The 13,431-nt window shown below is 36.9% G+C and carries 11 protein-coding genes and 1 pseudogene; 4 read left to right on the top strand and 8 right to left on the bottom strand.

Annotation, left to right across the window (positions count from 1 at the left end; translation table 11 throughout):
- Window positions 1-67 precede the first annotated feature (67 nt).
- On the top strand, window positions 68-943 hold the full coding sequence (ygfZ, locus tag J3U09_RS09880; protein ID WP_267358088.1) for a tRNA-modifying protein YgfZ: 876 nt from the start codon (window positions 68-70) through the stop codon (window positions 941-943).
- A gap of 54 nt (window positions 944-997) precedes the next feature.
- Here ygfZ and J3U09_RS09875 read toward each other — a convergent pair whose 3' ends face one another.
- The 5 genes from J3U09_RS09875 to ppdD all read right to left on the bottom strand — a co-directional run bounded on the left by J3U09_RS09875 (window position 998) and on the right by ppdD (window position 5,813).
- Window positions 998-2,164 carry a M20 aminoacylase family protein gene (locus J3U09_RS09875; protein ID WP_267358086.1) on the bottom strand — a complete coding sequence of 389 codons (1,167 nt, stop codon included), beginning with the start codon at window positions 2,162-2,164 and terminating at the stop codon, window positions 998-1,000.
- A 176-nt stretch (window positions 2,165-2,340) separates the two neighbouring features.
- Window positions 2,341-3,081: a prepilin peptidase gene (locus J3U09_RS09870; RefSeq protein ID WP_267358084.1), complete on the bottom strand. Its 741-nt coding sequence runs from the start codon at window positions 3,079-3,081 to the stop codon at window positions 2,341-2,343.
- Window positions 3,081-4,250 carry a protein transport protein HofC gene (hofC, locus tag J3U09_RS09865; RefSeq protein WP_267358082.1) on the bottom strand — a complete coding sequence of 390 codons (1,170 nt, stop codon included), beginning with the start codon at window positions 4,248-4,250 and terminating at the stop codon, window positions 3,081-3,083. The genes J3U09_RS09870 and hofC overlap by 1 nt, the downstream gene beginning before the upstream one ends.
- Window positions 4,251-4,256: 6 nt before the next feature.
- Window positions 4,257-5,375 (bottom strand): ATPase, T2SS/T4P/T4SS family, encoded by a 1,119-nt coding sequence (locus J3U09_RS09860; RefSeq protein ID WP_267358080.1) that lies wholly within the window; start codon window positions 5,373-5,375, stop codon window positions 4,257-4,259.
- Window positions 5,376-5,381: 6 nt separating this feature from the next.
- Window positions 5,382-5,813, bottom strand: coding sequence for a prepilin peptidase-dependent pilin (ppdD, locus tag J3U09_RS09855; protein ID WP_220225900.1), 432 nt, complete (start codon window positions 5,811-5,813; stop codon window positions 5,382-5,384).
- Window positions 5,814-5,988: 175 nt separating this feature from the next.
- Here ppdD and ampD point away from each other — a divergent pair.
- Together ampD and J3U09_RS11010 are read left to right on the top strand one after the other, a co-directional pair.
- Window positions 5,989-6,525 (top strand): annotated as a pseudogene (gene ampD, locus J3U09_RS11015) (1,6-anhydro-N-acetylmuramyl-L-alanine amidase AmpD); the annotation flags it as partial.
- A gap of 3 nt (window positions 6,526-6,528) precedes the next feature.
- The gene (locus J3U09_RS11010) at window positions 6,529-6,852 is read left to right on the top strand and encodes a YqcC family protein (RefSeq protein WP_370632609.1); all 324 of its coding nucleotides are present in this window, start codon (window positions 6,529-6,531) and stop codon (window positions 6,850-6,852) included.
- 44 nt (window positions 6,853-6,896) lie between these two features.
- Here J3U09_RS11010 and mltG read toward each other — a convergent pair whose 3' ends face one another.
- On the bottom strand, window positions 6,897-7,910 hold the full coding sequence (mltG, locus tag J3U09_RS09845; RefSeq protein WP_416380066.1) for an endolytic transglycosylase MltG: 1,014 nt from the start codon (window positions 7,908-7,910) through the stop codon (window positions 6,897-6,899).
- Between the two features lie 6 nt (window positions 7,911-7,916).
- Window positions 7,917-8,990 carry an alanine racemase gene (gene alr / locus J3U09_RS09840; protein WP_267358074.1) on the bottom strand — a complete coding sequence of 358 codons (1,074 nt, stop codon included), beginning with the start codon at window positions 8,988-8,990 and terminating at the stop codon, window positions 7,917-7,919.
- A gap of 238 nt (window positions 8,991-9,228) precedes the next feature.
- Here alr and J3U09_RS09835 point away from each other — a divergent pair, with 238 nt between their 5' ends.
- The gene (locus tag J3U09_RS09835; RefSeq protein WP_267358072.1) at window positions 9,229-11,325 is read left to right on the top strand and encodes a TonB-dependent receptor; all 2,097 of its coding nucleotides are present in this window, start codon (window positions 9,229-9,231) and stop codon (window positions 11,323-11,325) included.
- A gap of 167 nt (window positions 11,326-11,492) precedes the next feature.
- Here J3U09_RS09835 and J3U09_RS09830 read toward each other — a convergent pair whose 3' ends face one another.
- Window positions 11,493-12,668, bottom strand: coding sequence for a hypothetical protein (locus J3U09_RS09830; RefSeq protein ID WP_267358070.1), 1,176 nt, complete (start codon window positions 12,666-12,668; stop codon window positions 11,493-11,495).
- Window positions 12,669-13,431: the final 763 nt, after the last annotated feature.

The following is a 13,431-nucleotide window of genomic DNA, read 5'->3' as shown; positions in this document are numbered from 1 at the left end:
TTTCGCTTTTGTTTACGCTCTTTTATATATGTATATTAGGGCTCATTATAATTAAAAGGTGTTTTTAATGGCCAATTCTTATTACAAACAAACCTCCCTATCTGATTGGCAATTAGTCAAAGTATCAGGTATGGATAACCGTACATTTTTACAGGGACAAGTAACAGCTGACCTTAGTCGTATTAACGAAAACTCAGCATCATTTGCAGCACATTGTGATGCAAAAGGACGTATGTGGAGTAATTTTATATTATTCCAACGAGGTGAAGATATATTCTATATCTTACGTAAAAGTGTTGCCGAAAGACAAATTAGTGAATTGAAAAAAACGGCAGTTTTTTCTAAAGTAACTATAGAGCCCGTTCTGGATTTAAATCTAGTCGGATTGGAAGATGATGCAATAGATCCTTCTGTGATTTCAGCATTGGGCGATCACAATTGTATTACTATTGGTGGTGTAACTTATATTAAACTCACATCGCCTAAGTTGCGGGTGATAAAAGTATCGTCTGAACCATTACCTACTAATTTACAACCATCTAATCACTGGTTACAACTTGAATTAGAAGCTGGTCACGCTATTATTGATGCACCTAATATTGAAAGCCTGCTTCCTCAAGCTTGTAATTTACAACATTTTAAAGCAATAAGCTTTGATAAAGGTTGTTATTGTGGGCAAGAGATGGTAGCTAGAGCGCAATTCCGCGGTGCAAATAATCGCGGGCTTTATCTATTAAAAGGTCATAGTAAAGCATTACCGGAAATCGGTGATAAACTTGAATATGAACTTGAAGGAAACTGGCGTGAAGGTGGTCAGATCTTAGCGGCATTAAAAGTTGGGCAAAATGATGAAGTTTATGCTCAAATAGTGTTAGCAAATGGTTTTGATAGTGAAACAAAATTCAGAGTCAAAGGCCAACCTGATAGTGAATTAAAGTTATAATTTAATATCGATCAAGCAGGAATAGTTTTATAATTATTCCTGCTTTTTAATGTATTAATTACCTAACTCTTGATGAACAATTTCAACAAAATATTGTGCACCAGTTGTTAAGATCTCATCATTAAAATTATACGACGGATTATGAAGATTCGCGCCCTCTCCCGCACCAATTTTGATATAAACGCCCGGCACTTTCTGCAACATAAAAGCAAAATCTTCTGACCCCATTGTTGGTGGTGAATCAATCACAATCTTATCGTTACCCACAAGTTTTTGAGCAACTTTAATTGCTATATCAGCTTGTTTAGCATGATTGATAGTTGCTGGGTAACGGCGTTGATAATCAACTTCGGCTTTAGTACAAAACGTTAAAGCGGTTCCTGTTGAAATATGTTTGATTCTTTCTTCTGCCAAATCTTGATCTTCAGCACTCAATGCCCTAACTGTTCCACGAATCACCGCATGTTGTGGAAGCACATTCCAAGTATCGCCACTATGAATCTGTGTCACACTAATAACCAACGAATCAGTTGGATTTAAATTACGGCTGACAATTGTTTGCAAACTATTGACAATATTGGTAGCGGTTAAAATGGTATCTCTACCTAAATGTGGTGCAGCAGCATGTGAACCAACACCAGTAATTTTAATTTCAAAAACATCATAAGATGCCATCACCGGACCATGATTAATTAAAAAATGGTTTAACGCTAAATTAGGTTGATTATGCATACCATAAACAGCTTCGATAGGAAATTTTTCAAATAGACCATTTTCCACCATCACTCGACCACCACCTTCGTTTTCTTCAGCGGGTTGGAAGACCACCACCACCGTACCAGAAAAATCACGATTAGCACTTAAATATTTTGCTGCGCCTAACAATGTTGCAGTATGACCATCATGCCCACAAGCATGCATTTTACCGGGGATTTTTGAACAGTAGCCAATTTTGTTTTCTTCAACGATATCCAACGCATCAATATCTGCACGTAAAGCAATAGTACGACCTTTATTCTTACCATGAATAACCCCTACTACACCAGTTGGCGCAAAATCGGTATACAGTTCGGTAATTCCAAACGATTTTAGCTTTTCGATAATAAACAGGGTTGTTTGCTTCTCTTCGAATGCAGTTTCAGGGTGAGAATGAATATGATGACGCCATTCAATCATCTCATCTTTTAATGCAGCAATGCTTTTCGCGGTAGTACTAGTCATTGATTATTCCTTAAATTTAGCTATAAATCTGAAAAGACTTTAATCGCACTATAATCTTAATTTGAATAAAGTAAAAATAACTAATTCTTTTATCGTTATCTTTTTTAGTTATAAGCCAAGGAGTGCAAGAATTTATGTGAATACCCAAAGAGATGTAATTAAAAAAACAATCAAGATCACAAACTGAAAATGATTAAATAACCAGATAACAACAGAAAAGGACCAAAGGCGATCATGTCATGCATTGTTTGCTTATATTTTGCCAAAATAAAAAAAAGTATGCCTGACAATGATGCCATAATTAACAATAATGGAATTAATTGATAAGGTAGCCAAGCACCCAAAGCCGCGACAAGCTTAATATCCCCACCACCTAAACCGGCTCGTTTTGTTAGGCAAAAATAACAGACAGCAGGTAATTTAAGCATTAAATAACCACAAAAAACCCCCGTTAAGGCGTCACTGATGGTTAACGAATTTAGATCAAAATAAGCCATCATCAACCCAGCCCACATCAACGGTTGTGTAAAAAAATCAGGCAGTAAAAAATAGCGAAAATCAATCAGTGCTAAAAGCAAAAAATAACTCGCAAGTAGCATTAATAACATACTTTGAAAATTGAGATCTTTGTTCAAATATATTAGTAAAAATAATCCCGCTACAGCCAACTCAAAAATTGGATAGCAAAAAGCGATCTTTTGCTGACAAAAATAACATCGCCTTTTTAATATTAACCATGATAGCACTGGAATTAACTGCCAAGCAGAAAGTGAGTGTTGACAATTTGGGCACGAAGAACGAGGAAAAGTGATAGCGACTAAATAATCAAACAAAGATTGTGAAGGAGAATATCGCCAATAAGCAACTTGCAAAAAACTTCCGACCGCAAGCCCAACACAAAAAACCAAAACAGCCATTAATGAATCACATCTCCCATTTGAAATACGGGTAAGTACATCGAGATCACTAATCCTCCAATTATCAATGCTAAAAATAACATCAAAATCGGCTCAAATGCTTTGACTAAATTATCGGTTAAGGTTTGATTTTGTTGTTGATAGTAGAGGGACAAGTTATTAAGCATAACATCTAATGATCCTGACTCTTCGCCAGCATGAACTAGCTGTACACAAAGTTTAGGAAAATAGGACGATAGCATTTGACTAAAGGCATTACCTTGTTCAATACCGTTAATTATTTTATTGATAATGTCACGATAGTAACTATTTCCTGTAGTATTTGCCGAAGCACTAAGTCCTGTTAGTAATGGAATACCTGCTTGCTGAGTGATTGCTAATGTGTGGAAAATCTGCATTAAGCACTGTGATTGAATCACTTGCCCCAATAACGGCAATGCTAATTTTTGCCGATCAATCGTGAGTTGATAGCGGACTTTAAAAAAACGCTGGAATAAAAAGTAACCCAGCGATGGCACTAATAATATGAGTATACCATTTTGCTGAACCTTATTCGCAATATCAATCACTAGTTGGGTAAAATAAGGTAATTGAGCATCAAAACTTTGATAAATGTCGGCGAATTTTGGTAATACAATAAACATCATCACGATAATAACTACTACTGACACTGACAATAAAAAAAGCGGATAACGCATTGCCTTTCTAATCTGTCTTTGTAATTGCAATGATTTTTCAAGATGCGCGGTTAGTTGTTCAAAACTGTGATCGAGTTGTCCGGTTAATTCACCAATAGCAATAATTTCACAATAAAGCGCAGGAAATACCGAATGATATTGTTTTAAAACAGAGGACAGTGATTCACCTTTGGCGATTTGCTGACTAATGTCTGATAACAAATACTGCCATTGAGGTTTAGGCTGATCATCAAGAAGTAATCTCAAACTATCAACAATCGATAATCCAGCCTTTAACATAGTGGCTAACTGTTTTGTGATAATTAGCAGATCGCTAGGATTAAAACTTTTTTTAGTAATAATATTTCCGGCACGAATTTTAATCGCGATTTGACCTTGCAATAAAAGCTGTCTTTTCACATCTTGCTTTGATGTGGCAATAATCTTATTTTGATGAAAATTAATGTCATACCAAAAATAGATCCGCTTCATACACTATCACCCAAGGACTACTTCACCTAAAACCCGATTCAATTCAGCCAAAGTAGTAATACCTTGTTGTACTAACTTAAAGCCAGCTTGTAGTAATGTGACTCTATTTTGGGGTGAGATTGGTTGATTAGTTATAATCTGTTGTTGCACTTCTGGGGTCACCATTAACAGTTCATATACACCTACTCGTCCTAAATAACCACCTACACACTTGTCACACCCCATGGCGATAAAGTGTGGTGAAGGTTGATTATCAATTAGGGTTAGTTCACTAGCAACGACTTTGCAATGTTGGCAGAGCTTTCGTACCAAGCGTTGAGCGATAACCAATTTCAAACTGGACGATAAAAGATAATTTTTGATGCCCATTTGATTTAACCGAACTATTGCTTCAACACTCGAATTAGTATGCAAAGTGGATAATACTAAATGGCCTGTTTGAGCTGCTTGAATGGCAATTTCGGCAGTTTCATGGTCACGAATTTCGCCAATCATCATCACATCTGGATCTTGGCGCAATAAAGCGCGTAATATCACCGAAAAAGTTAGACCGGCTTTATGATTAATCGCAGTTTGATTAATACCTTCTAAAGGTATTTCGATCGGATCTTCAACACAACAAATATTACATTCAGCTTTATTTAGATGCTTTAACGCACTATATAAAGTCATAGTTTTACCACTGCCGGTTGGGCCAGTAACCAAAATCAACCCTTGCGGATAATCTAAAATCTGTTTAAGTGTGAGAAGATCTTGTTCGGTTAATCCTAAATCATTAATGGTTAGCTCAGATTCATGATTATCCATAACCCGCAATACAATCTTTTCACCATTGATCACCGGCAAGGTAGCAATTCGCATTGCATAGTTATTAATTACCAATTGACCATCTTGCGGTAAGCGGTGTTCAGCAATATTTAAATTAGCCATAATTTTTAATCGGGCGGTGATCTGCTTAGCAAGGCTAAGTGGTGGTATTAGCCTATTTTGCAAAACGCCATCAATTCTCATGCGTATTCGATAGTAATTTTGATAAGGCTCGAAATGAATATCAGATGCTCGCTTATCCAGTGCTGATAATAATAGCTTATCGAGACTTTCAACCAATTGATCTTCTTGCATCATAATTTATTAAAATTTAAAAATATCTTCACAAGCAGCTTTTAAACTATCATCAACAGGATTGGTGACACAGGTACGTGACCAATCTAAATTGCCTAACGATGAGTTCAACTTAGGTGTTAAAGTTGTGGTTAAGTTAGATAACGCGCTCTTACCGACAATAGTAATCACGCCATTAGTAACATTGATCGAAGTAACATAGTTAGTCGATCTTGTCGTGGGCACACCATTTGCTCCAGCATTACATTTATTTAATGCGCCCTGCTCAATAGCACAAATTTCAATCGCTGTTTTATAGGCTGTCATTGATTGAAGCATATCGGTTAAAGCGGCCTTTTTGACATAACTTTGATAGGCTGGCAAACCGATAGCTGTTAAAATGGCGACTACCACAATGGCGATCATTAACTCAAATAAGGTAAATCCAGACTGCTTGTACATAAATTCCTCTAAAGATTAATCAATTGATAGATAGAGTGACTTTATAGCAAACTGAAAAAATGAAATAATAACCAGATAAAAGATTTGGAAGTTAAAATACAAATTGATTACCACAATCAACATTGTATTAATCGAAGTTGTGAACAAGATCGCAATACACACTATTGGAGCCATAATGACCTTAAAAGTGTTAAAAATAGTTGATGGTTGGATAAGCAATATCAAACAGGTCAAATCGCCGTATTATAATGATCGCACTGACCCCATCACATTATTAGTTATTCATAATATCAGCCTGCCACCGAACCAATACGGCGGGCCTTATGTTGAACAACTTTTTACCGGTAAGCTCGATCCAAATCAGCACCCTTATTTTGCCGATATCTATAAATTACAAGTATCAAGTCACCTATTTATAAGACGCGATGGCGAAATTATTCAATTTGTGCCATTTAATAAACGTGCTTGGCACGCAGGTAAATCAGTATTTGAAGGTAAAGAAAACTGCAACGACTTCTCAATTGGCATAGAAATGGAAGGATGTGATACCGACAACTTTACCGAGGCACAATACCAGCAACTTGCCTACGTTACCATACTATTACAACAAACCTACCCAATCGAAAATATAACTGGACATAGTGACATCGCCCCAGATCGCAAAACCGATCCTGGTCCTTATTTTGATTGGAATTATTATCAAACACTGATTAATATGAAAACAATTTCAATACAACTGAACCTAATTAAAGATGAACTGCAAAACCTTAACTTATGGCAACCCTCACCCCCTGAGGCAGAAGCTTTTTTAAGTGAGCAGCCATTTGCACTCGACACCATGCAACCGCATGAATGGTTACAGTGGATCTTTATTCCGCGCATACAGGCGTTAATCGATGCTAAAAGCGAAATACCTAAATTTGCTCTTCACCCATATTTTGAAGAGGCATTCAAACAGCAAGAAATAGAGGTAGATGATTTATTAGCGCTAATTAAACAACTTGATGAATTAACCACCACTCGGTCAACAGACGAATAATCGAAAAGAGAGACAGCCACAACCGTGGCTGTAAAATTGAAAAATTAATTGTTCATTCTGCGGTATTCATTAACCGCTTGTTGATGATTACTATAATTGCTACTAAATGTATGGCCACCAGTACCATTAGCAACAAAGAATAGATAATTCGTTTTAGCTGGATGTGCGGCTGCTTCAAGTGATGCTAAACTTGGCATAGCAATTGGTGTTGGTGGTAGCCCCTCAATCACATAAGTATTATAAGGATTATTGGTATCAGTCAAATCAACACGCCTAATCGTACCCGTATAATTATCCCCTAACCCATAAATAATGGTTGGATCGGTTTGCAACTTCATATTTGCTTTTAAACGATTAACAAAAACCGAAGCAACATTAGCACGTTCAGAGCTTATGCCTGTTTCTTTCTCAATAATCGAGGCAATAATCAGCAACTCATAAGGTGTTTTATAAGGCAGATCTTTATCGCGATTATCCCACACTTTTTGTAGATTGTTTTTCATAGTCAAATGGGCGCGCTTAAGAATATTAATATCTAAACTATCTGCGGTATATTGATATGTATCTGGTGATAACCAACCTTCCAATTTTCCATCATCAATGCCCAATATTTTCGCAATCTCATCATGTGACTTACCGGTCAATGTTTGCTTGATATAAGGCGTATTACTAAGCACACTTAACCAATCCTTAGCACGCTTACCTTCAACAAATTGCACAAAAAAACTGCTCTCTTTACCCGACACCAACAACTTTAAAAACTCATCGACAGTCATATGAGGATGTAATTGATAAGTTCCAGCTTTAATCGAACTTAAAGAGGGATTGAGTTTATACAAATAAGGCAACAAATACGCTTGTTGCATTAAATCACTCGCCTTAACTTGCTCAACTAATTGATGCAAAGAGGTGCCTTTTTTCAACACAAACATCTGATTATCAGCCGTGACATTCATATGTTGCTTAGAAAATTGTTGTAAATAATAATAACCAATAGCTAATGAACCACCGACGAGTAAAATTACCGTCAGTAACGTATACAAAATAAATTTTTTAATCATAACCTAGTCTTTATAACGAATTTTTGCGCGTGAAGTTAAGCGCGTTAATAACTCATAAGCACTCATTCCCGTGTGCTTAGCGATTTGTTCAACCGGCAACTCCTTGCCCCAAAAAATGACTTCGTCGCCGGGTTTATCCTGGCAGTGTTGTCCTAAATTGACCACAATCATATCCATAGAAACACGACCAACAATCGGTACCAAGCGACCATTAATACTCACGGGTGTATTTTCTGGAATATCGCGCGGATAACCATCACCATATCCCATCGCCACAACCCCTAGTACAGTGTCACTTTCACTTGTCCAAGTTTGACCATAACCAACTGATTGTCCTTTTTCGTGCTTACGTACTGCGATTAATTCAGATTTGAGCGTCATAGCGGGTTGTAAATCAGCGACTGCATCAGAAAATGGCGAAACCCCATATAACGCAATACCAACTCGAATCATATTAAGATGAGAATCAGGCCAAGCAAGCAAACCACCTGATGCTGCAATCGATTGTTGACAGCCATTAACCGAACGAGCAAATTCATTAAAACGTGCTATTTGGGTATTGGTTTGTGAAGAACCTAACTCATCTGCACTACTAAAATGGCTAATAATATTGATCGGCTGGCGAACAGCTTTACAGCTAGCTAAACGATTAAACTCGTTTATTGCTTCATCAATATGAAAACCTAAACGGTGCATACCGGTGTCAATCTTAAACCAAACTGTGATCTCATTTGCAAAAGGGATCGTATTTAAAACATCGATTTGCCAACTTGAATGGATAACTGGTTGCAAATTAAAATCAAGCAAATCGTTAATATCATCATGCGGAAAAAAACCTTCCAAAAGCACGATAGGACCACGAATACCAACTTGACGCAAAGCTATTGCTTCTGAAACTCGTGCAACACCAAAACAATCAACTTTACCATCCAACAACTGAGCAACCCCTTCCATGCCATGGCCATAAGCATTCGCTTTAACCACTGCCATTAAAGTACAGTTTGGAGATTTTTGTTTAAAAAATTCAACATTGTGTAAAATTGATTTACGATTAACTTCGACAACAGCAATAGACATTTTGCATAACCTAACTTATATATTGAATGGTTATTGTAAAATTTGTTATCGATAATCACAAATAAAAAATCGGCAATTTGCGTGATTTTGTTGTTAAAAATGTGACAAAGTTAAAAAATCCACACTGATCATCAAAGTTAATACAATTCGAATTAATTTAATTATTTACATCCATAATAATAATGATTATCATTTGCATCGTTTTATCAATACAAAGTTATACAAAAAGAGAAGTTTTATGACCCAAAAATTACCTTATATAGCAATATTAACTATCTGTTTTTGCGCAGATACTTATGCAGAAGAAAAAAAAGGCAATCCACAAGATACCATTATCGTTACCGCTGATCGGAATGAAAAAACAGTATGGGATAGCTCAGTATCTGTTAATGCAGTCAACCGTGACGAGATTGAAAAACTCAATGGCGATTCTGTGGTTGAAGCACTGCGTGATATTCCAGGCGTTGAAATTACCGATAACGCACTTGCAGGACGCAAACAAATCATGATTCGTGGTGAAGCCCCTTCGCGGATTTTAATGTTAATTGATGGTCAAGAAGTGACTTATCACCGTTCCGGACACGGTTCGAGTGCTGGTGTATTAATCGACATGGAATCAGTTGAACGCATCGAAGTGATTAAAGGGCCTCACTCAGTATTATATGGCTCGCAAGCGATTGGTGGCGTGGTTAACTTTATAACCCGTAAAGGAAGTAAAGATGGAAAACCACTAACTGGAGATGCCAAATTAATCTATAACCAATCAACCAATGGCTTTACCGAAATGGGCACGGTAAACGGCACGATTGATGAAATATTTGATTACCGAATTAGTGGAACCTACTCTGAAAACAATGATCGCAAAGCGTATCAAGGCAAACTGCATGATACCGACTTTGATAATAACAGCATAAGCTCATGGTTTGGACTCAACCTTGATAAACACAAATTTGGTGTATCATTAGATCGTTATAAACTGAATACCAAAACCTATACGGACGAAAATAAAAAACAACCAGCACTTAAAGAATTTTGGGTAAAAATACCGGAACTGAAACGAGAAAAAGTTGGATTTTTCTATGATTATGATGTTGAAGGCGATTTCTTAAAGAAACTTCATTATGATGCTTACTCCCAAAAAATAAATCGTCAATTTAGAAACCATATTGTTATGGTGCCATTAACGAACAACACTGCAACCAATGACGAACAAAAAACCTATGGTATGACATTCCAATCAGATATGCAGCCACATAAAGATATGCAACTGATTACTGGTATACAGTATCAACAAGACAATGTAGACCAAGATTCACACAATGTCATGATATCAAGAGTAAGAAGAAATACACAACACAAAGACTCAACTAACAAATGGCAACAATCTAGTATTGCGCTATTTGGACAAAATGATTGGGCAATAACCGATGATATCTCTTGGAATCTTGGTGCCCGCCAATATTGGGTCGAATCAAAACTAAAAAAAGGTAATACGACCATTAACATAATTCCAGTTAGGGGTCCAACAACATCTAGCCACAGTATCGATAGAAAAAAGAAAACTCATGATAACAATTTTGTTGTATCGTCAGGAGTAACTTACTCTGGAATTGAAAATACTCAATTAAGAGCCTCTTTTGCTCAAGGATATGTTTACCCTACCCTTTCTCATCTTTATGCGGTTACTTCAGCGGGTGGACAAACTAGTTATGGAAACTCTAATCTAAAAGCTGAAAAATCCAACAACTACGAAATTGGTTTACGCTATAACAATAACAAATTACTAGTTGATGGAGCTATCTACTTCTCAGATGCTAAAGATTACATCACCCAAATGAACTGTAATGGTTCGTCGATATGTAATGGCGCATTGGGAAGTACTAATGCTTACTATATCAATGCCAACAAAGCCAAAACCCATGGCTTAGAATTAAGTGTTGAATACCTAGACCTTCCGGTGAATCCTTATCTAAAAGGGAATTACCTAAGCCGTAAAATCGAGACAGATACCTACAGCACTCGTGACACCGGCAACCCACGCTTTACAGGGAGTGCAGGGATAAAACATACAGCTTATTTTGATAAATTTGATATTGATTCAGACCTATTTATGCGATTTGCCACCAACGCAACAAAACGCGGTGATTCATCTGTTTATCACTACAGCGGATGGTCAACATTAAACTTATCAACCACAACCTCATTTGGCGCTAATCGCCAGTACCATATTGGGTTAGACCTCAACAATATCTTAAACAGAAACTACACCACAGCTTACGAATCAATACCAGCAGCTAAATTCCACGCTATCATTAGCGCCAGTATGAAATTCTAAAGCTGCGATATAGCAAGGCAAAAGAATCCCTATGCCTAAAAAAATCCGCCCTAGTTGGGGCGGATGGTTTAAGAGTTAGACACTATAAAATTGCTTGTTATCGCTCGATTACGTTGAATTTTCGATTCTTTAGTGAATATAATTATTTTTTCACCCAAGTAATGATGCTAAGGTAAAGTACAAAGCCCTTCCGAAATGCTTTCATAGCCAGTATAAGCCCAATGTATCTTACCCTCCGCAGGGTAAACAACAAACCGATTATCGTTGCCAGGAGCTATAACATTGGTCCAGAACCTGTTAGTACCAAAGCCGGCTTTTTCATATTTGTTTAGATTACCCCACTCTGCAATAAAGCTGGCACCAATTCTACGCTGATAATGATCATCAGGTGAGGAAGGTGTAGCACCAGTCACTTCATGACGTGTTGCATTAGTTAAATCTTTAACCGTAGGCATACGGTAACCAATTTTATTACACCAAGACTCCATATTAGAATAGGTATAATAACCTTGACCTCGGTTGACAAACCATTGTTTTATCTGAAATCCATACTTGACAGCCCTCTCACCATTATGGGCATAATGACCAATTAACTCAAAAGTCTGAGGGAAAGTAGGCTTAGCAATAAGACCAGGATTGTTAGAATTCCATTGGGATGCCTTCGCAACTGGACCGGTTAAAGTAACCCGTACGCTTGTCGGTGTGGGATTGCTCATAGTAGCGGTGATACCTCCCTGAGTGACAGAAGACCAAGCCAATTTCTGACTATTACCAGCAATTTCTAAATCAAAGTACATGTTATTAGCACCCGTAGTCGGAAAGTTTTCACCATAATAATTTGGCCTAGTATCCTGGGTGAAAAAAACCTTATAATGGTTCCAAATAGAAGATGGACCAGGGTGCTTATCTAGCTCATCTGCAATCAAAACGGGTTTGGCAAAACAAACCTCTGGTTCAGTCTTAGGGTTAGGAGTAACATAATAAGTCACACTACTTGCATTGAAAGTACTACTACGAGGAACCCCATAACGTGTGAATAGTGTACCATCCGTACTGGTTAATTTAAGACTATAAGGGGCACCACAATGCCCTAATACTGTATGACGTGGTACAGCTCGGCTGTATTTATCGGTGACAGATAAACTTAAAGTACCTGTAGCTGTAACATCTGTATCGCCATCATTATCCCCCCAATATTTATAAGTATCAATAAGCCTACTTAATGCGACTGAATCTGTATTAACTGGAACAAACATGTTAACGCGAGCAAGACTTTGACCAGCAACAGGTAAGACGATTGGTGCTAAAGAAGATGAAGTATTAGTTGAAGGCGTGTATTGCACACCATTTGATAAAGTAATACTGAGCAGACCATCAGTATCAACCGCACGTGTAAGTCCACCGTCATAAGTTAAATAAGGCGCACTACCCTGAATATGATTTCTTGTTGTCTGTGAAGTTAATGCATGGCTGGAATAAAAAGGTATGAGTAAAAGGCCTAGCGGTAAAAAGATCTCTCGAAATAATTTAGATCGACAAAATGATCCAAATGACGATCGGAACGACGATCGACTGCGTGATCTTAAATTTTTGTCAATTAATAAACTGGAGTGTAAAAAAAGAGGCTGAGAGTTTAAATTTGGCGAATTTAAATTAGAGGTTGACCAAGTTGCCTGTTGCCTGTTGCCTGTTGAAAATTGTAATCCATATTCGACTATCCTGTCAAGTAATTTTTTGATTTATTTACTATTTTTTGTTTGTTGATTAAACTTTAGCTATTCAGCTAAAGTGATCTAGAAGTATAGAGATTGGAAGAATATGACGCAATAATTTTTTCACTTTAGAACGTTAACTTTTGTAAATAAGAGCATAAGAAGATCTAAAAAATTACTAGTTAGATTATGTCTTAATTGGCAAATATTAACTTTATAAATCTTTAGAATTATAGTTTTTAATCACGTGAAAATTTAATTTTATTCAAATTTTGTTCATTTATTGATTTGTAGGTGGGGTTTTAAATGCCAAAAACCCCGCTCCTCAACTTTTCTGATATAAAAATAATTAAAACACATCATCATTTAAAGCCAAATTATTCATATGGCAACA

It is taken from the genome of Gilliamella sp. B2889, from assembly GCF_026536885.1.
Lineage (GTDB): Bacteria > Pseudomonadota > Gammaproteobacteria > Enterobacterales > Orbaceae > Gilliamella > Gilliamella apicola_E.
Note: the sequence above shows the minus strand (reverse complement) of the source record. Positions and strands in the feature narration are given on the sequence as shown.

Excerpts from the sequence above, each read along its gene's own strand:
- ygfZ (WP_267358088.1), top strand. The coding sequence starts at position 68 with ATGGCCAATTCTTATTACAAACAAACCTCCCTATCTGATTGGCAATTA.
- J3U09_RS09875 (WP_267358086.1), bottom strand. The coding sequence starts at position 2,164 with ATGACTAGTACTACCGCGAAAAGCATTGCTGCATTAAAAGATGAGATG.
- J3U09_RS09870 (WP_267358084.1), bottom strand. The coding sequence starts at position 3,081 with ATGGCTGTTTTGGTTTTTTGTGTTGGGCTTGCGGTCGGAAGTTTTTTG.
- hofC (WP_267358082.1), bottom strand. The coding sequence starts at position 4,250 with ATGAAGCGGATCTATTTTTGGTATGACATTAATTTTCATCAAAATAAG.
- J3U09_RS09860 (WP_267358080.1), bottom strand. The coding sequence starts at position 5,375 with ATGATGCAAGAAGATCAATTGGTTGAAAGTCTCGATAAGCTATTATTA.
- ppdD (WP_220225900.1), bottom strand. The coding sequence starts at position 5,813 with ATGTACAAGCAGTCTGGATTTACCTTATTTGAGTTAATGATCGCCATT.
- J3U09_RS11010 (WP_370632609.1), top strand. The coding sequence starts at position 6,529 with ATGAAAACAATTTCAATACAACTGAACCTAATTAAAGATGAACTGCAA.
- alr (WP_267358074.1), bottom strand. The coding sequence starts at position 8,990 with ATGTCTATTGCTGTTGTCGAAGTTAATCGTAAATCAATTTTACACAAT.
- J3U09_RS09835 (WP_267358072.1), top strand. The coding sequence starts at position 9,229 with ATGACCCAAAAATTACCTTATATAGCAATATTAACTATCTGTTTTTGC.